At 38.1% G+C, this 22,267-nt stretch carries 18 protein-coding genes; 12 read left to right on the top strand and 6 right to left on the bottom strand.

Annotated elements, in window-relative coordinates:
* Positions 1-449 precede the first annotated feature (449 nt).
* The 3 genes from RG963_RS08040 to RG963_RS08050 all read left to right on the top strand — a co-directional run bounded on the left by RG963_RS08040 (position 450) and on the right by RG963_RS08050 (position 3,458).
* Positions 450-713 (top strand): hypothetical protein, encoded by a 264-nt coding sequence (locus tag RG963_RS08040; RefSeq protein ID WP_310575747.1) that lies wholly within the window; start codon positions 450-452, stop codon positions 711-713.
* A gap of 381 nt (positions 714-1,094) precedes the next feature.
* Entirely contained in the window at positions 1,095-2,555 is a 1,461-nt protein-coding gene (locus tag RG963_RS08045) for a radical SAM/SPASM domain-containing protein (RefSeq protein ID WP_310575748.1), read from the top strand.
* A gap of 51 nt (positions 2,556-2,606) precedes the next feature.
* Complete coding sequence (locus RG963_RS08050) at positions 2,607-3,458, top strand: hypothetical protein (RefSeq protein WP_310575749.1); 852 nt, start codon at positions 2,607-2,609, stop codon at positions 3,456-3,458.
* A gap of 124 nt (positions 3,459-3,582) precedes the next feature.
* Here RG963_RS08050 and RG963_RS16685 read toward each other — a convergent pair whose 3' ends face one another.
* Together RG963_RS16685 and RG963_RS08060 are read right to left on the bottom strand one after the other, a co-directional pair.
* Positions 3,583-3,996: a hypothetical protein gene (locus tag RG963_RS16685; protein WP_310575750.1), complete on the bottom strand. Its 414-nt coding sequence runs from the start codon at positions 3,994-3,996 to the stop codon at positions 3,583-3,585.
* A gap of 485 nt (positions 3,997-4,481) precedes the next feature.
* Positions 4,482-4,706 carry a hypothetical protein gene (locus tag RG963_RS08060; RefSeq protein WP_310575751.1) on the bottom strand — a complete coding sequence of 75 codons (225 nt, stop codon included), beginning with the start codon at positions 4,704-4,706 and terminating at the stop codon, positions 4,482-4,484.
* Positions 4,707-5,061: 355 nt separating this feature from the next.
* Here RG963_RS08060 and RG963_RS08065 point away from each other — a divergent pair, with 355 nt between their 5' ends.
* Both RG963_RS08065 and RG963_RS08070 read left to right on the top strand, forming a co-directional pair.
* A complete protein-coding gene (locus RG963_RS08065) occupies positions 5,062-5,433 on the top strand; it encodes a hypothetical protein (RefSeq protein WP_310575752.1) in 372 nt (123 codons plus the stop codon).
* Positions 5,434-5,487: 54 nt separating this feature from the next.
* Positions 5,488-5,682 carry a hypothetical protein gene (locus RG963_RS08070; RefSeq protein WP_310575753.1) on the top strand — a complete coding sequence of 65 codons (195 nt, stop codon included), beginning with the start codon at positions 5,488-5,490 and terminating at the stop codon, positions 5,680-5,682.
* On the opposite strand, the gene uvrB is transcribed toward RG963_RS08070, so the two are convergent.
* The 3 genes from uvrB to uvrA all read right to left on the bottom strand — a co-directional run bounded on the left by uvrB (position 5,648) and on the right by uvrA (position 12,422).
* Entirely contained in the window at positions 5,648-7,660 is a 2,013-nt protein-coding gene (uvrB, locus tag RG963_RS08075; RefSeq protein WP_310575754.1) for an excinuclease ABC subunit UvrB, read from the bottom strand. The two genes, RG963_RS08070 and uvrB, sit on opposite strands and share 35 nt — an antisense overlap.
* Before the next feature lie 159 nt (positions 7,661-7,819).
* Complete coding sequence (uvrC, locus tag RG963_RS08080; RefSeq protein ID WP_310575755.1) at positions 7,820-9,379, bottom strand: excinuclease ABC subunit UvrC; 1,560 nt, start codon at positions 9,377-9,379, stop codon at positions 7,820-7,822.
* Between the two features lie 40 nt (positions 9,380-9,419).
* Complete coding sequence (gene uvrA, locus RG963_RS08085) at positions 9,420-12,422, bottom strand: excinuclease ABC subunit UvrA (RefSeq protein ID WP_310575756.1); 3,003 nt, start codon at positions 12,420-12,422, stop codon at positions 9,420-9,422.
* A 1,730-nt stretch (positions 12,423-14,152) separates the two neighbouring features.
* Between uvrA and RG963_RS08090 the strand changes: the two genes are divergently transcribed.
* The 6 genes from RG963_RS08090 to RG963_RS08115 all read left to right on the top strand — a co-directional run bounded on the left by RG963_RS08090 (position 14,153) and on the right by RG963_RS08115 (position 20,479).
* Complete coding sequence (locus RG963_RS08090) at positions 14,153-14,935, top strand: inositol polyphosphate kinase family protein (RefSeq protein ID WP_310575757.1); 783 nt, start codon at positions 14,153-14,155, stop codon at positions 14,933-14,935.
* 1,576 nt (positions 14,936-16,511) lie between these two features.
* Entirely contained in the window at positions 16,512-16,832 is a 321-nt protein-coding gene (locus RG963_RS08095; protein ID WP_310575758.1) for a hypothetical protein, read from the top strand.
* A gap of 904 nt (positions 16,833-17,736) precedes the next feature.
* On the top strand, positions 17,737-17,913 hold the full coding sequence (locus tag RG963_RS08100) for a DnaJ-like cysteine-rich domain-containing protein (RefSeq protein WP_310575759.1): 177 nt from the start codon (positions 17,737-17,739) through the stop codon (positions 17,911-17,913).
* Positions 17,914-18,359: 446 nt separating this feature from the next.
* Positions 18,360-18,548 carry a CxxC-x17-CxxC domain-containing protein gene (locus RG963_RS08105; RefSeq protein ID WP_310575760.1) on the top strand — a complete coding sequence of 63 codons (189 nt, stop codon included), beginning with the start codon at positions 18,360-18,362 and terminating at the stop codon, positions 18,546-18,548.
* A gap of 607 nt (positions 18,549-19,155) precedes the next feature.
* The gene (locus RG963_RS08110) at positions 19,156-19,344 is read left to right on the top strand and encodes a CxxC-x17-CxxC domain-containing protein (protein ID WP_310575761.1); all 189 of its coding nucleotides are present in this window, start codon (positions 19,156-19,158) and stop codon (positions 19,342-19,344) included.
* Between the two features lie 649 nt (positions 19,345-19,993).
* A complete protein-coding gene (locus RG963_RS08115) occupies positions 19,994-20,479 on the top strand; it encodes a hypothetical protein (protein WP_310575762.1) in 486 nt (161 codons plus the stop codon).
* A gap of 254 nt (positions 20,480-20,733) precedes the next feature.
* Here RG963_RS08115 and RG963_RS08120 read toward each other — a convergent pair whose 3' ends face one another.
* Positions 20,734-20,910 carry a hypothetical protein gene (locus RG963_RS08120; protein ID WP_310575763.1) on the bottom strand — a complete coding sequence of 59 codons (177 nt, stop codon included), beginning with the start codon at positions 20,908-20,910 and terminating at the stop codon, positions 20,734-20,736.
* A gap of 451 nt (positions 20,911-21,361) precedes the next feature.
* On the opposite strand from RG963_RS08120, the gene RG963_RS08125 reads away from it, so the two are divergent.
* Entirely contained in the window at positions 21,362-21,853 is a 492-nt protein-coding gene (locus tag RG963_RS08125) for a helix-turn-helix domain-containing protein (RefSeq protein WP_310575764.1), read from the top strand.
* The last annotated feature ends 414 nt before the right edge of the window (positions 21,854-22,267 follow it).

The following is a 22,267-nucleotide window of genomic DNA, read 5'->3' on the forward strand; positions in this document are numbered from 1 at the left end:
TCGTACAATTTCTGAGATATGTGTAATCTTATTGCTAAACTATTGAGCTTGTTAGCCAATAGGATTTTCTCAAATGGAAAAGGTAGCTTAATGGCGAATCGTAGTATAGTATACAGCTTTTTGTCCACTTGCGGAATATGGGATAAAGATGCAGCAATTGTTTTTAGATCACTGCAGTGGATTCCAGATTTCAGCGTCAGGATTTTTAATGATTTTTGTGTTAACAACTAGATTATAATACAGTTTATAATGTTAGGAAGTTTTTTATACATAAAAATATAGTACTGTAACTAACTAGAAATATATGGAAAGTGTCTGTTAAATAGACAAGCTGATCACAAACTCTAATGAGTCTCTTAATTTTCAAATTCTGAGAGATCAATAAGTTTTAGATCATGAAAATGATTCTAAAACATTTATTGATGTAAACAATAAAATTGATTTTTGGGATGAGCTCGACAATTTCCATAGAGCTAGTGAAAAATAAAAGAAACTTAAATAATGGAATGATATACATGGTAAAATTATCCGAAAATGATAAAGCTAAATTACCTGAATTCGTAAAATTGGTAAAGGCCGAATTAGAAAAAAAGAATGTAAAAGTTGAAGCAAAAGACCTTGAAAATTCATTGATAAATGCTTATGGAAAGGTATCTGCAACTACTGTAGAAAGTTGCCATGATATTTGCATAACTGAAGGCTCGAAATGGTAAACTGTTTATTCACTTATTTTCACTATTATGGTGAGTAATATGGTGAGTAATTATGAGCCTATCCCAAAACCGAGTAGACTCTCTAAAATTATCAAATTATAAACGATCAATCATTTCGACTAGAAAACGATTCTGAAAATTTATCGTTGTAAGAAAAATGGGTTTTGGGATTAGCTCTATTTATAAATGCTATCTAAATATAAGTATTTAGATATGGAACATTTGAAGACATTTAGTTGAAAAATGAAAGTCAGATCATGTTTTTCTCATTTGTGAGACCAATTTTCAACTTGAGAATTATTAACTTCCCCAAAAGCGAAGAGCTGCTAACTTGGTGCGCACTTATTCGTAATAATTTACATCTTTTGGTTGTTGATAAACGTGCTACTTTGTGAACAGGATAGTCCCCATTTAGCAAAAGACCAGATCCTAAGAAACGACGGAGAATATGTTATAGCTTACGAAACTATTTCAAAAAATAGTTATCGAATTTTACCTTTTAATATAGCTCTAATTCTCCCTTTATTTGATGGTACAAATAATCTCTCGGATATCAAAAAATTCTCTTATGAGATATTTTCCGAAATTTCAAAAAAATGTCCTCTCGAAAAGATAGAAGGAAACAACACAAAATTATCAGAAATAGTTGATCAAACAATCACAGCAATTGTTAATTTAGATATTTTAGAGCTTGAGGGTGAAAAGAGTCCTTCACTAAACAATCCCGAAAAACTAGTTCCCGATATTTATAAATATCGATTTCCTGTAGTAAGACTATCCAGGCCCTTGTCTGTTAGCATATCATTCACAGACCGATGTCAATTTGACTGCATATATTGCTATGCTGAGAGAAAAAAATGCGAGGAAAGAGAGCTAAGTCAGTGGATAAAAATTTTTGATGAACTTCAAGAGAATGAAATCTTCCATGTGGACATCGGTGGAACTGACATCTTTTCACGATCAGATGCTCTTAACATATTAAGTGCCATGGTAGATAGAGATTTTGCTTTTATGCTCTCTACAAAGTCCGCTATTGATGAAAAAGCTGCAAAGTCTTTGGCAGCAATGCAAATAGGTATTAGGGATATACCTGAGCATTTAATTCGGCATGTCCAACTAAGTATAGATAGTGTCGATGCATCAACTGCAGGATATATGGTTAAAAGGAAAGACCATTATGAAAAGACAATTCAATCAGTTAAAAATTTAGTGAACGAAGGGATCTTTCCTAAAATAAAATGCGTACTGACTCCTTTAAACTATCTTGAAATTCCTAGTATTATTAACGAATTTTCAAATCTCGGAGTTCAAGATTTTCAGTTTGTGCAATATAGCAGAAGTCGATATAGACATAATGATAATCTATTTTTATCTATTAAACATAAGGAATTTATATGTAATTTTGCAGAATCCGTACATCAAAATTATCCCAATCTTAATATAAACATTGAAACGAAATTATACATGGGGGGAAGCAGAAACTTTTCGTTAAATAAATGGATTAATCGACGGGTGTGTTCGGGGGGACGTTCAAACATGATAATCCAACCTAACGGTGATGTTACTTTATGTGAGCAAATCCCCCATGAAGAAGAATTTATTGTTGGCAATGTCTTTGATGAAGGAATCATGGGAGTATGGAACTCAAAGAAAATAATAGAATTTATTTATCCCCCACGTGAAAAATTCAAAAATTCGGTGTGTTATGAATGTTTGGAATTCGAAGATTGTCATCGAATTAAAGGATATTGTATCAGAGATACACTTTCTTCATACGGTACAATTTATGATGCACAACCAGAATGTCCCTGTCAAACAAAGATGCCCATTAGAGAAATTTGATTATCAATTTCTAGTTTTAGTCTACTTTAAAACCGTTAAGTTGTGATCAGAATGAATGAGTATATAAGTTTGATTAAAAGTGGACAAAATGAAAGTGCTATCGAAAAAGCCTTAGATTTTTATTATTCGATTGAAGAAATCCAAACTTCTTGGGGAATCTCTTTTTCTCCAAAAATTGAAAATTCGATCAAGATAAGTTCCAGTTCGATTAGTTACAATAGATATTCTATTCCAATCTTTGGAATAAATGGTACTAATGTCTGGCAGAAAACAGAAAAATTGCTGAATACAATGAATGCTCCCAGAGAGTTATATAACGTAATAAAAAAAAGGCACAATGAGAATGGCTTAATAATTGCAGGTTTAAATTTAGATATGAATACTAAAAGAATTTATTTTCGTGAAAGAGATAAAGGATATGGCTATGAATTTGACTCAAATGGCAATTGGGATCTGAAAGTCTATCCAGACGTTCCTTCTGCAGATTATACACATGTTATTGAAGATTTAAAGTTGATCACATCGGAACAGATTTTCTATGAAATAAAAAATATAGTCCCTCTAGACAATTTGAATCTAGTTACTGCTAGAAGTACTCCAAAATTAGTACTTGGTTACCATATTTACACATCTCCAAAACAGCTGAAATTGCTGGAAAATTACATTTTTGCTTTAGTTTCGAATCTAAATAACAATCCAACTGAGTTTTATATATGGTTTGAAAAAAATAAAAACATGTATTTACATTGGTTAGGTATTGGTTATACTGAAAAAGCAGGATTAGAAATAACACTTTATATTAGAAGTAATGATGAAAATTGGAATATCTATTATCCACCATTAGATTTTTTTACATTTCTAAAATGGAAGGTTTTCAATATCGATCTACCAAATACCAAATAAAATTGGTTTTGGGATGAGCTCATCCAGAATACGCGATTAGAGAATCAATTTTGAGTTCTGGGATTAGCTCGTGGAAAAAAAATAATCTTCATTTTGATGGCGAGTTTAAGAGGACCCTATTTACTTATATTGTCTTAATTCCCCAAATTACTGAAATCACAGCTCCTATTAGAACTACCCACAGAATGTCAGCCCTGTAGAACAATGCAATAAATGCAACGTTGGTCGTCACGGCATGGAAGATATCCAACGGCATGCTTAAGGCAAAGTGGAAGGCAGCCGAGGCCAGCAGCCCTACAAAAGAAAGATACCATTGACTGCCCTGTTGAACCAAAGAGAGCTGCTGAATTTGTCGTAATAAGGAACAATCCCTACTACCATAAGGAACGAAGGCAAGAATATGCTTGCCGTGGCTATAACAGCGCCGACAGGGCCGTAAAGTACGTAGCCCAAGAATGTCGCCGTGATAACTATTGGCCCTGGCTTGGCACAAGGCTACACCAGCACGAAATGTTGGATCATCGAGCCATTTTTTCATTAACGTAAGTAGTCCTGTCTTCAGCGTCGAGACTTTTTAATATCTGTTGGGATCGTCAAAATTTATCGTTATTTTCCGCATTCTGTGGTCGCAATCAATTAAAAACCCAGAGAATAATAAAAAGTCTCATATTCCGAATAACATTGGTTTCAGATATACCCGGTCATAGACGATAGCAGCAATCGTCGGGCGCACTCGCTTATTAAATGTCCTGAAGACACCTACTGTGGTCCTGTCTCAGAAAAGGGAGAATAAGGAAATGAATTTCATGTGCAAAGGCTCTGTGTGAATGGCAAGGAGCCATAACTGCTTGTTATGTACAGCTTTTTTGAATAATCCTGATATTTATGGTTATTTAAAGGAGTAAAATTAGATGGTTGGCGGTTTTCGAGATAAAAGAAAAAGATGCCATATATAAGGAAAATATACAAGGTTTTTCTTAACCTTATATCCTGGCACAATTCTTCCACTTATGATTGTCGGGTTTAATAACGGATCGGAGTAGAACCATACCTTGAACCATGTACTTTTTCATCTTCTACTTTTATTTTGTGCGATACAGTTGCACCTGTTGGTTTTTCGTCTTCTACTTTTGTTTTATGCCAGCCACACAAACAGCAGCCTTCTTTGCAATGCCTGATGTGTTTTACAACACAAGCAAATCCTATTATTGCCAAAATACAACTCACTATTTTCATAAATTTATCCACAGTTATTCACTCCAAGCTATTATTGTACCTTATCGTTTATGAATATAAGCAAACAAGCAGGTCCTCACTATACAGCAAATGAGTTACAAATATGACTACAAAAATGCAGAGTATCTACTACAGAGTATCTACGAGATAGTACGAGATAGAAGAAAAAAATTGTTTCTATAAGAAATAAACTTTTACTGGTTTTCTATTGGCTTTTTTAGAGTCCTTTTCAAAAAGGCCCGGCAGTTCTAAAAAATCGGTTCTAAAAAGTTCTAAAATTAATCTTGAACAAACTCCAACCCTTATTCTCAAGGACATCCTTTGTTTTTAAGATGTTTTATATATATCCACTTTCCAAACTAAGCATATGGAAGAGGGTAAAATCAAGAACACAATAACAAGAAGTTTCGAGCTTCAGGACTACACAATAGAAGGAACTGAACTTTCCGGCTTCTGGGCGGATTTAGTAAGCAAGGAAGAACTTGTAGTTGAGGTAAATTACAGTCCTGAAAACAAAAAAACCTTCAGTCCCGAAGAAACAGGAACTCTTACCCGGAAAATCTGCAATAAATGCGACAGCTTTGAGGCTCAACTTCCCACAAATACAAAATGCGAAGTCACTTTCAAAAATTTAGGGGGAAAAATTTACAAATCCGGACAGCCTGATTTTGGCCCGGAACCGAGAGAAATGAAAGAACTGCAGGTTGCTTACCGCTTCTACGTTGAGTATTATGTTTAATCAGATTCGATAATAAATATAGAACAAGCAGCTAAGATCGGTCAAAAAAATTAAATGAGGGCAAAAAGAGTCCAGGTATTACCCACCAGCGGATCCTTCTTTTCACCACCAAACGAGATAGACAATAATTCTATTCCCGTCAAAGTTTTTGAAGGTATACGAAAAAGGCAGATGAGAAAAAAAATATTAAGAGCTAGGAGGCTTCCTAACTCTCTCAGGCCACTTTTATCTCTTTCTCCAGCTTTTTGATCAGTTCCCTTACCTGGATTGCACGCTCAAAGTCCAGTCTGTCGGCAGCTTCCCTCATCTCCGCATCCAGCTCGATGATTACATTGGGTATATCTGTTTTCGGGATATGTTTGGTGTCGGTAATATCCACTACCTTTTCCTTTATGGATTTCCTGATAGTTGTCGGGACAATGCCATGCTCTTTATTATAGGCAATCTGCATGTTGCGACGGCGTTCGGTCTCATTAACAGCTTTTTTGATGGAATCGGTCATCCTGTCTGCATAAAGGACAACCTTCGAACTTGCGTTCCGGGCTGCGCGGCCTATGATCTGGATCAGGCTTTTTGAGTCTCTCAGGAAACCTTCCTTATCTGCGTCCAGAATACCGATGAAGCCTACTTCAGGGATGTCAAGCCCTTCCCTGAGCAGGTTGATCCCGACGAGGACATCGAATTTGCCAAGGCGCAGTTCCCGGATAATTTCAGTCCTTTCCATCGTTTTGATATCAGAGTGAAGGTAGCGGGCTTTGATCTCATTTCTGGCAAGATATTCGGTTAATTCCTCAGCAAGTTTCTTGGTCAAAGTAGTTACGAGAGCGCGATCTCCTCTTTCCACAATCTTCTGGATCTCCTGCATAACATCTTTAACCTGGCCTTCAAGAGGGCGAATCTCAACTTCAGGATCAACAAGGCCTGTCGGGCGGATGATCTGTTCTACAATCCGGGCTGAATGCTCCCTTTCGTAATCTGCAGGGGTTGCCGAAACAAAAATCACGTTTTTCATATATTGTTTGAATTCATCAAATTTGAGAGGCCTATTATCGTAGGCGCTGGGAAGCCTGAACCCATAATCGATAAGGCTTTTCTTTCTGGAGCGATCCCCGTTATACATCCCGTGAAGCTGCGGAATGGTCTGGTGACTCTCATCAATGACCAGCAGGAAATCATCAGGGAAATAGTCCAGCAGGCAGAAGGGTTTCTCTCCTGGCTTGCGGTGGTCAAAATGCCTCGAGTAGTTTTCAATTCCTTTACAACTGCCGGTTTCCTCAATCATCTCCATATCATAAAGCGTACGCTGCTTCAGCCTGTGAGACTCAAGCAGCCCGAGAGCAGGAAGAGATTCTTCAAGTTCTTCGAAGATGGACTTAATTGCACTTTTCTGCTCCTCTTCAGGAATCACATAATGCCTGGCAGGATAGACAAAGAAATAGTCCATTTCCTCTGTTTTCTGTCCTGACTGCTTGTCTACCTCGGAAATCCGGTCAATTTCGTCCCCGAAAAGTTCAACCCGGATGATATTATCAAAGTACCCGGGAATAATGTCAATAGTATCTCCTTTTACCCTGAAACGTCCGGGCATGAGTTCAAGGTCATTGCGTTCGAACAGGATATCGATAAGTTTCAGGAGGATTTCTTTTCTCTGAACCTTGTCTCCAACTTTCAGTTCAAATCCCATTTTCTGAAAGTTCTCAGGATTACCAAGGCCGTAGATACAGGATACGGATGCCACTACGATAACGTCCTGGCGCGACATCAGAGAGGCTGTGGCAGCAAGGCGCATCTGCTCGATCTTAGGGTTGATCTGGGCGTCTTTTTCAATATACTGGTCCTTTGCAGGAAGATAGGACTCAGGTTGGTAGTAATCATAATAGGAAACAAAATACTCCACCCTGTTCTCAGGGAAGAACTCCTTGAACTCGTTATACAACTGGGCTGCAAGGGTCTTGTTGTGAGCAATAACAAGCGTCGGTTTCCTGATCTGGTTTATGACATTTGCAACAGTATAAGTCTTCCCGGATCCTGTTACCCCAAGCAGGGTCTGGAGCCGCTCCCCTTTTTTCAGCCCCTCCACAAGTTTTTCGATTGCCTGCGGCTGGGAACCCCTTGGCTCAAAATCGGAAACCAGCTTGAACTGTGGGCTGTCCAGATATCGGGCATCGCGTATCGTTTCGGAGAACTTTTTTGATAGTGCATCTGATGTCTGATCGGAAGATTTCATAGATTCAAGACCTTAATATATTGGAAATTAAAATTAAATATCTTAAAATATTGGAAATTGAAATTAACTACTTTAAAATATCGGAAATTAAAATTAAATACCTCAAAGTATCGGAAATTTAAATAGCGGACACATCTAAACACAAAGACGATTAAGGAATCAACTATTTTCAGGAATCAATGATTTTTGCCTCAGCAGGCGGTTATAGGTAATTGCAAACCTGTGGGCTTCGTCCCTGATCTCCTGGACAAAGAGGGAGGCCTTTTCATCTCTTTTGATGGGAAGAGGAGATTTGATACCTGGCATATAGATTTCTTCTTCCCTTTTGGCTATGGAAATGATAGGAATCCTTATTTTGAGCTTCCGGAGTTCCTGAAAAGCTGAAGAAAGCTGCCCTTTCCCCCCGTCTATAATAATTAAGTCAGGCATATCGTGTTTATCCTCAAGCAGGCGGGAATAACGCCTGCGCACAACCTCGGCAATGGAAGCGAAGTCATCAATTCCTTCAACACTTTCTATTTTGAAGCGGCGGTAGTTGTGTTTATCGGGCCTGCCTCCCCGAAACTGAACCATGGAGCCGACTGTAGCCGTGCCTGAAAGGTGGGAGATATCAAAACATTCTATAACAGTCGGAAGTTTCGGAAAGGAAAGTTTACTCTGCAGGGCTTCGAGCTTTTTCCGGTCTCCGAAAAATCCGATCTCAACATTTTTCAGGGCAAGGTCAAGAAGTTCTTTTTTCTCCCCCTGCTTCGGAACCGTAACTCTAACTTTTTTTCCTTTAACGTGGGACAGAAAATCAGCAAGCGACTCTTCGAGAAGCTCAGGCAAGATCAGTTCTTCAGGTGGCTCATTTTCTGAATAATACTGTACCAGGAACTCTTCCAGGAAATTTTCTCCAAAGGCAAAAACATAGTCCTGCTTGTCCTCAAGAGTACCTTTGTAAACCTTGAAGAGCATGAGGTAGACAGTATCATCCCTGACAATATAGTTCAGGATGTCCTCGTTGTACTTTTTTTGCCTTTCCATATTTTGCTTTTCCTGGAGATTTTCAAGGGCTGCAATCTCATCCCTTAGAGCCATAGCCTGCTCGAATTGCTGCTTTGCTGCCAGTTCCCTCATATCTTTTTCTATGGACTCTATAAGCTCTCTGATATTGCCTTTCAGGACAGATATAGCTCTTTTCACCTTCTCCCCATATTCTTGCGTGGAAACTGCACCTATACAGGGCCCGCTGCATGCGGCTATATGGTATCTGAGGCAGGCACGCTTCGGCATCTGTCTGCAGGTCCTGAGCTGGAATGTCTTTCTTACAACCTCAAAAATATAATCTCTTTCCCGTGCAGAAACGAAGGGCCCAAAAAAATTTCCACCCTCTATTTTCTTTCGGGCAAGCCTGATCCGGGGAAACTTTTCTTCAGTCAGGTGGATGCAGGCATACCGTTTTGAGTCCTTGAGAGCAATGTTGTACCTTGGCCAGTGTTTTTTAATAAGGGTATTTTCGAGAAGAAAGGCTTCTACTTCAGTGTTTGTGACAATGAAGTCAAGGTTCCTGGCAGTCTGCACAAGGCTCTCTGTTTTCGAGTCATGATCTCGTTTCTGGAAATAGCTACTCACCCGTTTTTTAAGGTCCTTTGCCTTGCCCACGTACAGCACAACCCCATCTTCATTCTTGAAAAGATAGCAACCAGGCAGATGAGGAAGGGCCTCCAGGTCAATCATTTTTAAACCTCATTTAATTAAATTTAAGTATATACGGAATTTAAATTAGCTGCTCTTCAAATGCTTTATCTGCCCTGTGTTTGAATCCTTCGGAACTTTCTTCGGAGTCTTCTTCAAAGTCTTCAGAGCCATCACTCATATCGTCTTCAGACTCTTCATAATAGGCCTCAAACACTTCTCCTTCTTCACAAACTGCCTCAATTGGCTCTGCCTCAGATATTTCCAGATATGATGCCCCCCCTGAAAGCCTGGGAGCAAGGAAACGCGCAGTATGGCTTCCCTGAACCATGGACACTTCCTCCGGAGTCCCTGAAGCAATAATTTCTCCGCCTGCGTCTCCACCTTCGGGACCAAGATCGATGATATAGTCTGCCGATTTAATTACGTCCAGGTTATGCTCTATCACGACTACGGTATTTCCTTTTGCTACAAGCCCGTTAAGGACCGAGATCAATTTTTTTACATCATGGAAGTGAAGTCCGGTAGTGGGTTCATCAAGGAGATAAATGGTCTTTCCAGTGCCCTTTTTAGAGAGCTCCCTTGTCAGCTTTATTCTCTGGGCTTCCCCTCCAGAAAGGGTTGTTGAACTCTGCCCGAGCTTGATATAGCCCAGCCCGACTCTTATTAAAGTGTCGAGCTTGCCTTTGATTGCAGGGATATTCTCGAAATGTTCTGCAGCCTCTTCTACTGTCATATCCAGAACGTCTGCAATCGATTTGCCTCTGTACTTTACTTCGAGAGTTTCCCGGTTGTAGCGTGTGCCTTTGCATTCCTCGCATTCGATGTACACATCAGGTAGGAAATTCATTTCAATTTTTATCAGCCCATCTCCCTGGCAAGCTTCACAGCGTCCTCCCTTTACGTTGAAGGAGAAACGCCCGCTTTTGTACCCCCGAATTTTTGCCTCCTTCGTTTCGGCAAAAGCCTGCCGGACGGCATCAAAGACCTTGGTATAGGTGACAGGGTTCGAGCGAGGAGTCCTGCCAATAGGGCTCTGGTCAATAACGATTACCTTGTCTATCTCGGAATCAAAAGCCAGCTCGTCATAGTCGCCTGGTGTTACACTTGATTTATTTATCTTTTTCATCAGTGCTTTGTACAGAGTGTCATAAATAAGCGTGGACTTTCCAGAACCCGAAACACCTGTGACAACTGTCAGGAGCCCTATAGGGATATTCACATCCACATCCTTCAGATTATTTGCCCTGCAACCTTTAAGCCGGATGAACTCATCGCTCTGCCGGCGGAGAGCAGGCGGTTTTATCTGCTTTTTTCCTGAGAGGTACTGGCCTGTCAGAGACTCAGGATTCTTTTCTATTTCTTCAGGCGTACCTTCGGCTACTACATAGCCGCCATGGATGCCTGCCCCTGGTCCTATATCCAGTACATAGTCCGCAGCCCTGATAGTATCCTCATCGTGCTCTACAACAATCAGGGTATTTCCCAGATCTCGCAGGGTCTGAAGAGTCTGGATAAGCCGCTCGTTATCCTTCTGGTGCAGCCCTATGGAAGGCTCGTCGAGTACATAGAGCACTCCCATAAGATTCGAGCCAATCTGTGTAGCCAGCCGGATTCTCTGGGCTTCCCCTCCTGAGAGAGTGCCTGAACTCCGGGAAAGAGTGAGATACCCGAGCCCCACATGCTCAAGGAAGCCAAGCCGGGAACGGATTTCCTTTAAGACCTGTTTAGCGATCCCCTTTTCCTTTTCAGAGAGTTCCAGGTTTTCGAAAAACTGAATACAGTCTATGATTGAGAGGTCTGTCGTATTCACAATGGATTTATCGCCGAGCTTTACTGCGAGCACTTTTTCCTTCAGACGCTTGCCTTCGCATTGCGGGCAGGGCTGGACCTGCATGAATTTTTCAAGTTCCTTTCGTCGGTAATCAGACTTTGTCTGGCTGTACAGCCTATCAGACTGCGGGAGCAGCCCTTCCCAGGTGCCTTTGTGAGACCAATGAGCATCGCCGTTCTTCATACTCATGCTGAACTGAATGCGTTCGTCTGAGCCGTACATGAGGACCCTGTACTGCTCGTCTGATAGAGCCTCAATAGGGGTAAAAATGTCAAAACCGAAATGTTTTGCCACAGCTGCCAGGTGCTGGCTCCGGTAACTGTCCAGGTAGTTTCTGTACAGAGCGACAGCTCCGTCTGCAAGACAGAGAGTTTTATCCGGAATAATCAGGTCAACGTCGAACTCCATCTTGATCCCGAGCCCATTACAGGCTTCACAGGCCCCGAAGGGGCTGTTGAAGGAAAACATCCTGGGCTGGAGTTCTTCGAAAGACATTCCGCAGACCGGACAGGCCATGTTAGAGGAATAGAGGTGGTCTTTTCCTTCAGAATCAATGGCAATCAAGAGCCCGTCTGCTTTTTTGAGGGAGTTTTCGCAGGCTTCCACCAGCCTTGAGCGGTCTTCTGCAGGATCCAGCCGGTCGATCACCACTTCGATATCGTGTTTTTTGTAACGGTCAAGGGCAATATTATCGTCAGTCCTGTGAATTTCCCCATTTACTCTAACCCTGGTGAAGCCTTCGCTGTTCAGGTCTCTGAAAAGCTGCTGGTATGTCCCTTTCTTCTGGCGAATGACTGGTGCGAGAATGGTTACCACACCTTCACATTCTCTGCTGATGCTGTCCGCAATCTTTTCAGGAGATTGCGACTTGATTTTTATATTGTGAACCGGACAGTAGGGAGTTCCGATTCGCGCAAAAAGCAGCCTAAGGTAATCGTAGATTTCGGTAACTGTCCCGACCGTACTTCGAGGATTTTTCGATGTTGTTTTCTGCTCAATGGAAATTGCCGGAGATAACCCCTCGATGCTGTCCACATCCGGCTTGTTCATAATCCCGAGGAACTGCCGCGCATAGGCAGAGAGGGACTCCACGTAGCGCCGCTGCCCTTCGGCATAAATAGTGTCAAAGGCTAGGGTAGATTTCCCTGAGCCTGAGACGCCTGTAATAACAATGAACCTGTCCCTCGGGAGTTCCACTGTGATATTTTTCAGGTTGTGTTCCCGTGCCCCTTTGATGATAATATTTTTCATTTTTTTTCTCTCGGGTTTTTCTTGTATCAGTTGAATCGGTTAAATGAGAATTTTTAAAGTTGGAGATAAAGTTTGAGATCTCAGAGATCTGGAAACAATATGAACTAAGAAAATCTTTTGAAAAGCTTATATTTGCTTCTCGAATAGTTTGTTCAGGGAGATAATTCTATGTATTATTATAAATAACTGATTATAATTAAATAATACTTACTTTGCTAAATTCTGGCTTTCTCGTTAATATCCTGGCTCTCGCCAATTGGTGCCCTGATTTCTCTGCGGGTTCCTCAATATAAACTCCCAGATTTTTTAACACATATAACAAAATGCAGACTTTTTATTAATAGAGTAATATAGCAGATTGAAAGTATTAAGCAGTAAATAAACTGCTCTTCGAATTGATATTTATCAGGCTAAGCCGATTGACAATGAATTGTATAATTTACTTACATTTAATTTTTCATCTGTTTGCCTTCAATACTTTCAGTTTAGAAAAAACTGTTTCCCCTGCAAAATAGCGTCAGAAAACCTGTGAAGCCAGAAACAGATCCTCAAAAAAGCAAGGAGGAAAACATCGGTAAAATGCAAGAAGAGTGGAGTTTGAGGTTTTAACCATGTGATAAGTGGGTAGATTATTGTTATCGTATATATATTTATCCACTTTTGTATATTTTAATGAATTCATATGAAATTTATTTGTAAGTATCTCAAAGTAAGTATTTTCCGTATATCCACTTATAGGTATCTTACTGAAAGTATACTCGTCGAGAGCCGATACCAAAACTCAAAATTACTTCTTTGAACTTGGATTCTCAAATCCATAAGAGTCTCATAACTATTCTTCATTTTAAAATCGATAACACCATCATAGATAGCAACATGATGTTCTAAAATTAATAGAAAAACAGTTTTTTTATATCCAATTTTTCCTAGTTCCGAGGAAAATTGTGCAGCCTTCATAGAAAATTGTGTAGCCTTCACAGGCGACATGAATAGTTACGGAAAATATTAAGAAAAAAGAGAATTTAATAGAGACCTTAGCATAAGTAACATAGAAGAAGCCTAGAGGTGCTGTCTCTACCGTATCCCCCAATACAGCATCTCCGAAGTATTATGCTCCCCCAAGCAATTAGTTCGAAGAAGGATCAGCGGCCCCCAGGATATTCTTTTATTTTTGATGATACCCCAAGCTCTACTCCACAACTCCAGTATGTACTAATAACGTAAATTATTTTAAATTAATTATATCAAAAATTGTTTTTAAGCAAAAAATAGCTAGGCGTAAAAAATTTTAAGCTAATGGTATTTTTTAATCCAATGTTCACTTTGTTCCTTTTACCATCCCTAAAATCAGCAAGGGATAGGTCGCTGGGTTAAAGCTTTTTTTCGTTTGTTACTCCCGCAGGAAGTTCTGAGAAGACTAATTGACAAAAGTCTGCCGAATATCTGTAATGGCTGTTTCTATAGTGACTTCTCCAGACAGGAAAGTCACTGACGTTATAGCCCTTTTGTAATTCTTTTATTGATATGAGTGATGTAAGGTTTCATTATAATTCGGATAAACTTTTAAAGGAAAGGGTTTTGGCTTATTACCTAAGGGACAAATATTATGTAACCGATAGGACAGACATTTGCCCCATAGGCGTGGCATGTGTATGGTTCAGCAGGCTCAGAGTATGCAGATGACGAGCTTGAACATAAACAATAATGTCAACTTGCAGTGAGATGAAGATATGAAGAGATTAATTTCTGAAGCCATCGGGATGCAATCCATAAATATAATTCAAATGGCTGGGCATGTTGAAAATTTTCGAAGAATAAATGAGGGTAGGAAAATAGCAAAAAGAACAAATCAGAAAGAATATGAGATATATGCCAATCCAGGGGAACTTCGAGATATTATACCTGCCACAGAACGAACCAATCGAGATGATCAAGAAGTAAGCGACATGGGTGAGAATGTTATAATAATGCAAAACAGGTTTTATGGGATTGAAGAACAGCCGCATGTGGCTCTGGATATAAAAATAGGGAAGAGTACTGCCTCCAGATCTCAACTCTTAGAATCCGGGGAAAAAAATCGAGCTGGTGCTTTATTTAAAGAAATGAAAATGAAGCTATACGATATTTATACTAAATCTTATACTCGAGGATGGCGCGCTATTCCAATAGATGATGGAAATAGGGCGAAAATCGGTAGAAATTCTGAAACCTTCTTGAGAGAACAATTGGATAGAATAAATGTGAGCAAAGGTGCTGCGTTAAGAAATATTATAACTCAACTTTACCTGATCAAAAAGAGATTAAAGCAAAATCAAAGAACGTTTATCGCATCCAGTATCCTGATAGTTATTGATCTTCAACATCCAGAGAACGCAAGTGCAAAATTAATTGATTTAGCACATCCTATCGATGCGAGTAATAGATTATTTCAAAAATATAAAGAAAGTTTTGATGAGGGAATAATTTCACTTATCACTTTTGTTGAAAATTATGCAGCAGAACAAAAGGTATAAGAGTACAGGTATAAGAGTACAAGTAGTATGAAATCTCGAAAATCTAGAGATCCGGTATTCCCTCTTGCGACTCTTTTATTCATCTTATTATATCATTTTTGAAAAAGATAGAACAAAATCATCTCCGTAGAAGAGAATTGTTATTAAAATTAGTAACATGTTATTAAAAATAGTGACATAAGAAGAAGCCCAGAGGCGCTGTATCTACTGTATCCCCCAACACAGTATTTCCGAATTTATGCTTCCCAAACATATTAATTCGAAGAAGGATCAGCGGCCTCCAGGAGATTCTTTTATTTTTGATGATACCCCATCTCTACTCCACAACTCCAGAATATACTAATAACACAAATTATTTTAAATTAATTATATCAAAAATTGTATTTAAGCAAAAAATTGTTTGACGTAAAAAGTTTCAAGCCCATGATAGCCCTTTTTATATGTAGGATTTTACGCACCTGAGACCCAAAATCAAGTACAATAAATGTTATGGTTAAGTATGAAGAAGACTTGCAAAGAAGGTATGTAACTTAACTGAGTAGAGAACTAAATTACATGAATTGGACCAGGCCTTATGGATCACTTTTAAAGACTCTCAAAGACTCTGGAAAACTCTAAAAGGCTTTTCTTACACCGATTTTTTATTAAACCTTGTCTGATTTTAAATTCTTATTCTGTTGCGTTCCGGTTTCATGCTTGGTTTAGCCGCAGACACTGATGATTTTTAGCTTTCAAAACCCAGAATTCTCACCAGATTCCAATCTATCTAGTGCTGAACATATCAATAAAATACGCAAAGAATATACAAAGAATATATATGGATCAACCAATCACAGCTTTGTAAATATATTTTTTTACCACATTATATTATTTCAATTTCCGAGCAGGCAAGGCATTGGTAATCTATTTTACTAGAATTATATTATATAATTACAGTAATAAACTATTATTTCTGGAGAAATGAGGTACCAAACAACAATTCAATGGTTGCTTGTCCAAATAATTCATGCAAATTTTATTGTGTTATTGACCAAGGCAGTGTTGTCGGAAATGGAACTTCCATAAGCCGCGGAGAAAAAACCCGAAAATAAATTTGCCGCCACTGTGGGGAAATTTTCTGTGGCCATACAGGCACTTTTTATTATGATATCGCAAAGAGGAATCTCTCGTTGATTTAGCCCTGAAAGTGGTCAGGAAGGGAATGGGTGAAGAAGCTACTGATAATGTATTGAGGACAGAGCCAGTTACTGCAAGCAGATAGTTAAGTCGTGCTGCAGAGCAATGTGATAAGGTAAAGAAAATTTCATGAAAGAAACTACTAACATTCAGGTGGTTCAATAGACAGCGGCCGGAATCTCGAACCCTTAATTGTCCGATTCTCACAACTTCTATAAAGTTTTCAATGCATAAATTTAATATAGAACAGTGTATAAAATATTATTGTGTTGGGTGAGAATAAGGGTGTTTTTTAATTTATAAATTTATTTTTGTTTAGCTCCAGGGCCTCACCTGAATAAAAAAAAGAAGTAAGCGAAACATTTAATGTGATGGGGACAAAATAATAATAGGTGGTATATTGGGAGACATTATTAAGTATACTCGGTACGTAAAAGTGCCTGGAAAAATCTTTGAGCCCGTGAACGGTATAGTAAAAGCGGGTCTGTATAAAGATGAACAGGTGGTCTTACAATGGTTTGTGCACAATAAAGCTGAGCAAAAAATAGATTACTACGACAAAAAGATTACCGAGATGAAGCAGAAATATGATATGGACTTTTCTACTTTTGAGAATAGAATCCATTTGAGAGCATCAGAAACGGATTTTGAAGAATGGGATGATTTAGTACTCTGGGGGAGCTACGTTAAAGCATACCAATACTGGGAACAATTCTGCTGAGTTAAATCTTAAAAAATTGACAATTCGACCATCTCTTCTAAGCCTTAATTCAAATGGATAATTAATTACTGATCTTCTTTGTTGGAATTGAAAAAGCAAAAACAACTATTGAGAATATTCTCCTGACCTGCCGGACTGCTGTGTCTGTCGGATCTACCTGAATCGAGGTCAGGGAATATCTATGAAGCCATTAAAATGCATTTACAGGGACTGGAGGAGAACAATTTACCCGTTCCTGAACCCTAATTATTCGCCGGATATATGGCATTGAATATATGGGCGTAATTGAAAAATCCTCCACCAGCTTTGCAGTTGTGTAAATTGTGTACTTCTGGCACGCAGTCTCACGACATATTTTTCCTTTGCAAACGGCTGAAATAATGTAGAATTTTCTGCTTCTGTTTCCAAAATAACCTTAGAACAATTGGTTGTAGAACCCTCTACACTAACAGACCATGGACACAACCGACCCTTTAATTAAAATACCTGGACAAAAAAAACACAGTCTGACCTACCTTTCAACTATAGGTGATAAGTGCTCAAATGCAACGTTAATTTCAGTATTTCTGTCAAAACCAGAGTTTTTCTCCTCCTTTCCGAATTTATGGAAGTATTTTCTGCCGAGACGAGCTGTATCGATTTATCCTGAATCCTGCTCTCCGGAATCTTCCTCGATTACACCATATATGAATAAAATTCCACAGTATACCCTCATACAAAAAGTTGATTCGATTCGTTTGAAATTTGTTGTTAGGAACATTGTTTCAAAATCATTTTAATATAGGGTATCTATTATAAAAATAACTCCCGTTTTTCATCACTTATCTAAAAACAGTATTATGTGTCCGTAATACATACAGTTTGTTAGATGCGAATACTTTCTAAAAAGCTTGGAGGTAGAATCATGAATGATGTATGCCGTAACTGTGGTGGTAGTGGCAGAGAAAGGTGCTTGATCTGTGACGGAGCAGGTGGGAAATGGAGGGAAATTGAAGGCGAAACGGAATGGGAGAAGTGCTCATTGTGCTGGGGAGACGGAATCAATAGCTGTATCAACTGTGACGGAACGGGCAGAGTCTAATTAAGCCAGGAATACGTAACAATAAAATAAAAAATAATATTCGCTTTTGAAGATGGTCGGGGTTCTGGAAAAATCCACGACGATGTCAAGGGCGCTCCTAAGCTTCCGGTTTACGGGCATCTTTTCAGATTCGGTCTGGCCCCCTTTCTGGTATGTTAAGTATTCTGCTTTTGTAGTATTTATATTTAATAAAGCGAAGCTGAAATCTTTTCAGGGCCGATCAGTTTTGCGCGTTATCAACAGATTTTGTGGAGCCGTTATGTGAGAAATGTGCCTTCATCTACATGGATACATTTATATATTTTAGGTGCTAGGTATGTGCATTGAAAATAAAGAGATGTATAATCATCTGTTGTTAAAAAACCATTTTTTGTTTTTAAACAAAGAGTTCTATACAATCTTATTTTTAAACTATTAACAAAAACTAAAACAAAGGTGAAACAAATATGGCTTTTAATGACAGAAACTTCAGAGGAAATTCTAATTTCGGCGCTCCCAGAGAAATGCACAAGACAACCTGTTCAGACTGTAAAGCTGAGACAGAAGTGCCTTTCAAACCCGACCCAGAAAGACCGGTTTACTGCAGGGATTGTCTTCCTAATCACAGGACACCCAGAGAAAACAGCAGATATTAAGCTACTTTCGCTTCGGTCGAGTTGCGGCTCGACGATGCGCGGTCCGTTTCGCTTTGCTTAAGCGGACTGATACTTTTACTTTTTTTAAATATACTTTAGGTTTGGAATATACCCTTTTCTTAATCCAGAGCTTTGCAGATTCAAAACGAACATTTTACAGGGCCGATCAGGTTTTGCTTTATCAACAGAGCTTCATCGGGGTTATTTTATTGTTTCAAATCGGTACGATTTTTACTTGGGTGGCTGTTTTCAAAGAATAGTTGAATTTTCGACCGAATTTTCGTTTTGATAGTTATCAAAATTTCGTACGCATCGGCCCATTTTGAAGGATATTTCTCCGGTCCAATTCAATTTTAATATTTTTTTGTCATCGGCCAGAATTAAAAATATCAGGTGCTATAATTTTTTCCTCAAGCCGTTGCTCTAAAATGTTGTTTCTTTTGTACAGATATATTTATATATAATAGGTGCCATGTAACTTCATTGAAAATAAAGAGATGTATAATCATCTGTTGTTAAAAAACCATTTTTTTGTTTTTAAACAAAGAGTTCTATACAATCTTATTTTTAAACTATTAACAAAAACTAAAACAAAGGTGAAACAAATATGGCTTTTAATGACAGAAATTTCAGAGGAAATTCTAATTTCGGCGCTCCCAGAGAAATGCACAAGACAACCTGTTCAGACTGTAAAGCTGAGACAGAAGTGCCTTTCAAACCTGACCCCGAAAGACCGGTTTACTGTAGAGAGTGTCTTCCTAATCACAGAACACCCAGAGAAGACCGCAGATACTAAGCCCGAGTTTCGCGTCTTTCGAGTTGCGGCTCGACGATGCGCGGTTCTTTTCGCTCCGCTTAAGCGGACTAATACTTTACTTTTTTAAATTTTTTGATCCTTGGCCGGATAATTTAGTCCTATAAATATCGTTAATCAATTCTCAGAAGTTATTCTTAAAAATGAGTTTTTTAAACTGATTTGTGGCAAATTCCATCTGAAAGTCCTTCATACCCAGGCTGATTGCAAAGGGATTATTGATACACTAATGGAAAATAGTTCTTGTAGAGATTCTTAAGAACAGTTATTTTTCTAGTTAATTTTTCCGGGAGCTTAGAGAATGCGGCAATATGTTCTCCTTATATTCTTTTCAAATTGTTTCTCAGTCCCGCGTAAGAAATTTCCTGCAAAGACTTCTCAAAACTTATTTTCTCCGAATAAAGCATTCAGGACCTGAGGAAAAGAATATTAGGTTTCCTCTGCGAGGATGAGAACGGTTTTTCAAGGTGAGCTATCCAATACAAAAGTTTCATCATGGTAGATTGCATATTTTACAATCGAAATGCCCTCTACAAACATTCTTGTAATTAAGGTAACCTTATACAAAAAATAATAGCGAGCAAATCTGCAGAAGAATATGAATCCCTACTTTTTTTAGAGGTGTGTGGTAGTGTCTCAGGAATCTAAAAAGCAAATTGAAGACTTGATTTCCGAATCTTATGCCTTGATGGAATCTTTACGTGAATTTTTTTATTCTGTTCCCATTCAATGCGACCCTTACCTGGATGTTGGGTTCGGTAGCATATCTGACCTGCCTAAAATGTGGGAATACGATCAGGAAATGAAAATCGATCCCTTTGAGGATCCAGCCCTCCATTACAGATGGTTTAAATTAACTAACGAGCAGTTTCTTGTGCAGGACGAACTATTTAGAAGGTACATAAACTGGGCTTCATCTGCCAGAGACTTGATTGAAATATTTTTGCCTGAAAAACTGGTGGTTTTTGATGAAAAATCCGAAATTATCCGAAAATGGATTGAAATGAGTGAACGAGTTCCGTCGGATGATAATGCGGAACTGTTTTTGAGATTCAGAAAGCACTTTATAAGTCAGCAAAGTATTGTTTCATCTTTATTGGAGAAGATTGAATTATAAATATTTTAAGAACAATATTAAATATTTTTAAAATGACAATACAGGGCATTTTGCAGGGCGATCAGTTTTATGATTTAGCTATACATTTTCCTCTGCCCATTTTTAGTTAGATCAATGTGACTGCTGCTTAGACACGGATATAATAATTTTCAGGATATATTCTGTTGTGCTGGTCAGAAAACCGCCTGTTCCATAAGATAGGGTCAAGGACTTTTTCGCCCAGCCTGGGGTCAATCATGTACACATGTACTGGATCACAGCTCTCCGGGTGTAAAACTCTCCTGCATCGCCTGCGTTTTGCAGGTCTTTGAGGATTTTCTCGTATACGTGCCAAAGGTGTGCAGATTTTTTGAAGTGGTGAAATCGATCTCGTTTATCCTGTTCATGATCTGGAGGATCAGGGTTCCGTTTTTCGTCTCCTGGAGTGCCATTCTACTAATATAATTATTATGCCAATGAACTAGAAGTTATTATGTTTCACTAACAATTATACTAATAAAGAACATTATATGTTAAAAATATTATATAGAATGAGTTCATGGTATAACCTGCGTTCTCATCTCTTTAAAACTCCACTAACAACACCTACTCCACAAGGATCTGCGGTATATAAATAAAAGGATTAAAAATTAAGGCATAATCCGGAATTATATTTCAAACCTCTTTTCAGATTAAGAAACTGAGCATTTTAAATGTCTTTAAGTAAATCCAGAATTTTTAGATGAGAACGTAACCTTCCTTTAAGCAAAAATTTACTTAGAGTTATATTTATCTGGATTTATACTTATCTAATTTTTAGTTATAGCTTCGCAACAGAGATTGAGATTAAAAACTATAGCCATCACATAAATTATTTACATTTATAAAATCATATCTATATTTATGGAGAGACCACAAAAATATCATATTAAAAAAAAGATTTCTCTTGATAAACTTGATTGGCATATAAAAATCGAACAGAATGCTAAAATTCAACAGAAGTTATACTTTGTTCGGTTTAGATATTTGGGAGATTCTATAGAAGAAGCAACTTCCAGATTGGGAATAACTAAAAGAATAGGTTATGATTGGCAAAATAGATGGAATGAGAAGGGTTATGAAGGGTTACTTCCAAAATCTGGTTCAGGCAGACCATCAAAATTAAGTGACGAAGATCTGTTTGAACTGAAGACAATATTGGAAAGTAAAGGCTTTTGGACTGCTGATGAAGTTAAAAATTTGGTGAAAGATAAATTTGACATCGATTATTGCTCAAATTCAATAAGAAACTTACTAAGAAAAATTTGTAAAAAATATAATGTTCATTATTGTTTAGACAATAGAAGCCCTGAAAACGCAGAGGAAATTTTAAAAAAACCTGGAAAAAATAAATAAAAGAAAACATATCACCTCATAAGAATTATGTTATAGGTTTCCTTGATAAATCGTCGCCACAAACAGCACCAGACACTTCAAGATTGTGGTCATTTTTAAGAAAACCTAAAAATTCAAAAATACAGAGAATGAAAGCAAATGCGCACGCTTTCTGTGCTCTAAATGATAACAACGTCATAGATTTTAAAGATCGTTCTAAGGCAAAAGATGTTGTGTATTTTTTATAAAAATTCACAATGAAAGTGAATATGATTAATAGTTGTACTACAATAGTGTAAAGAAACACATCTTAAAATAATTCATTGAATCAATTGAGATACGAAGAGAATTGATCAGAGATAAATATATCGTTAGCTAAATCGAAATCTTTGCTAAAAATTAGATGAAAACACTTGATGAACAAATAAAAAAATG

This window comes from Methanosarcina baikalica (genome assembly GCF_031461075.1).
In the GTDB taxonomy this organism is placed as follows: Archaea; Halobacteriota; Methanosarcinia; order Methanosarcinales; family Methanosarcinaceae; genus Methanosarcina; species Methanosarcina baikalica.

Excerpts from the sequence above, each read along its gene's own strand:
- RG963_RS08120 (WP_310575763.1), bottom strand. The coding sequence starts at position 20,910 with ATGGCACTCCAGGAGACGAAAAACGGAACCCTGATCCTCCAGATCATG.
- RG963_RS16685 (WP_310575750.1), bottom strand. The coding sequence starts at position 3,996 with ATGAAAAAATGGCTCGATGATCCAACATTTCGTGCTGGTGTAGCCTTG.
- RG963_RS08110 (WP_310575761.1), top strand. The coding sequence starts at position 19,156 with ATGGCTTTTAATGACAGAAATTTCAGAGGAAATTCTAATTTCGGCGCT.
- RG963_RS08040 (WP_310575747.1), top strand. The coding sequence starts at position 450 with ATGAGCTCGACAATTTCCATAGAGCTAGTGAAAAATAAAAGAAACTTA.
- RG963_RS08070 (WP_310575753.1), top strand. The coding sequence starts at position 5,488 with ATGAGGGCAAAAAGAGTCCAGGTATTACCCACCAGCGGATCCTTCTTT.
- RG963_RS08125 (WP_310575764.1), top strand. The coding sequence starts at position 21,362 with ATGGAGAGACCACAAAAATATCATATTAAAAAAAAGATTTCTCTTGAT.
- RG963_RS08105 (WP_310575760.1), top strand. The coding sequence starts at position 18,360 with ATGGCTTTTAATGACAGAAACTTCAGAGGAAATTCTAATTTCGGCGCT.
- RG963_RS08050 (WP_310575749.1), top strand. The coding sequence starts at position 2,607 with ATGAATGAGTATATAAGTTTGATTAAAAGTGGACAAAATGAAAGTGCT.
- uvrC (WP_310575755.1), bottom strand. The coding sequence starts at position 9,379 with ATGATTGACCTGGAGGCCCTTCCTCATCTGCCTGGTTGCTATCTTTTC.
- RG963_RS08100 (WP_310575759.1), top strand. The coding sequence starts at position 17,737 with ATGAATGATGTATGCCGTAACTGTGGTGGTAGTGGCAGAGAAAGGTGC.
- RG963_RS08065 (WP_310575752.1), top strand. The coding sequence starts at position 5,062 with ATGGAAGAGGGTAAAATCAAGAACACAATAACAAGAAGTTTCGAGCTT.
- RG963_RS08090 (WP_310575757.1), top strand. The coding sequence starts at position 14,153 with ATGAAGAGATTAATTTCTGAAGCCATCGGGATGCAATCCATAAATATA.
- uvrA (WP_310575756.1), bottom strand. The coding sequence starts at position 12,422 with ATGAAAAATATTATCATCAAAGGGGCACGGGAACACAACCTGAAAAAT.
- uvrB (WP_310575754.1), bottom strand. The coding sequence starts at position 7,660 with ATGAAATCTTCCGATCAGACATCAGATGCACTATCAAAAAAGTTCTCC.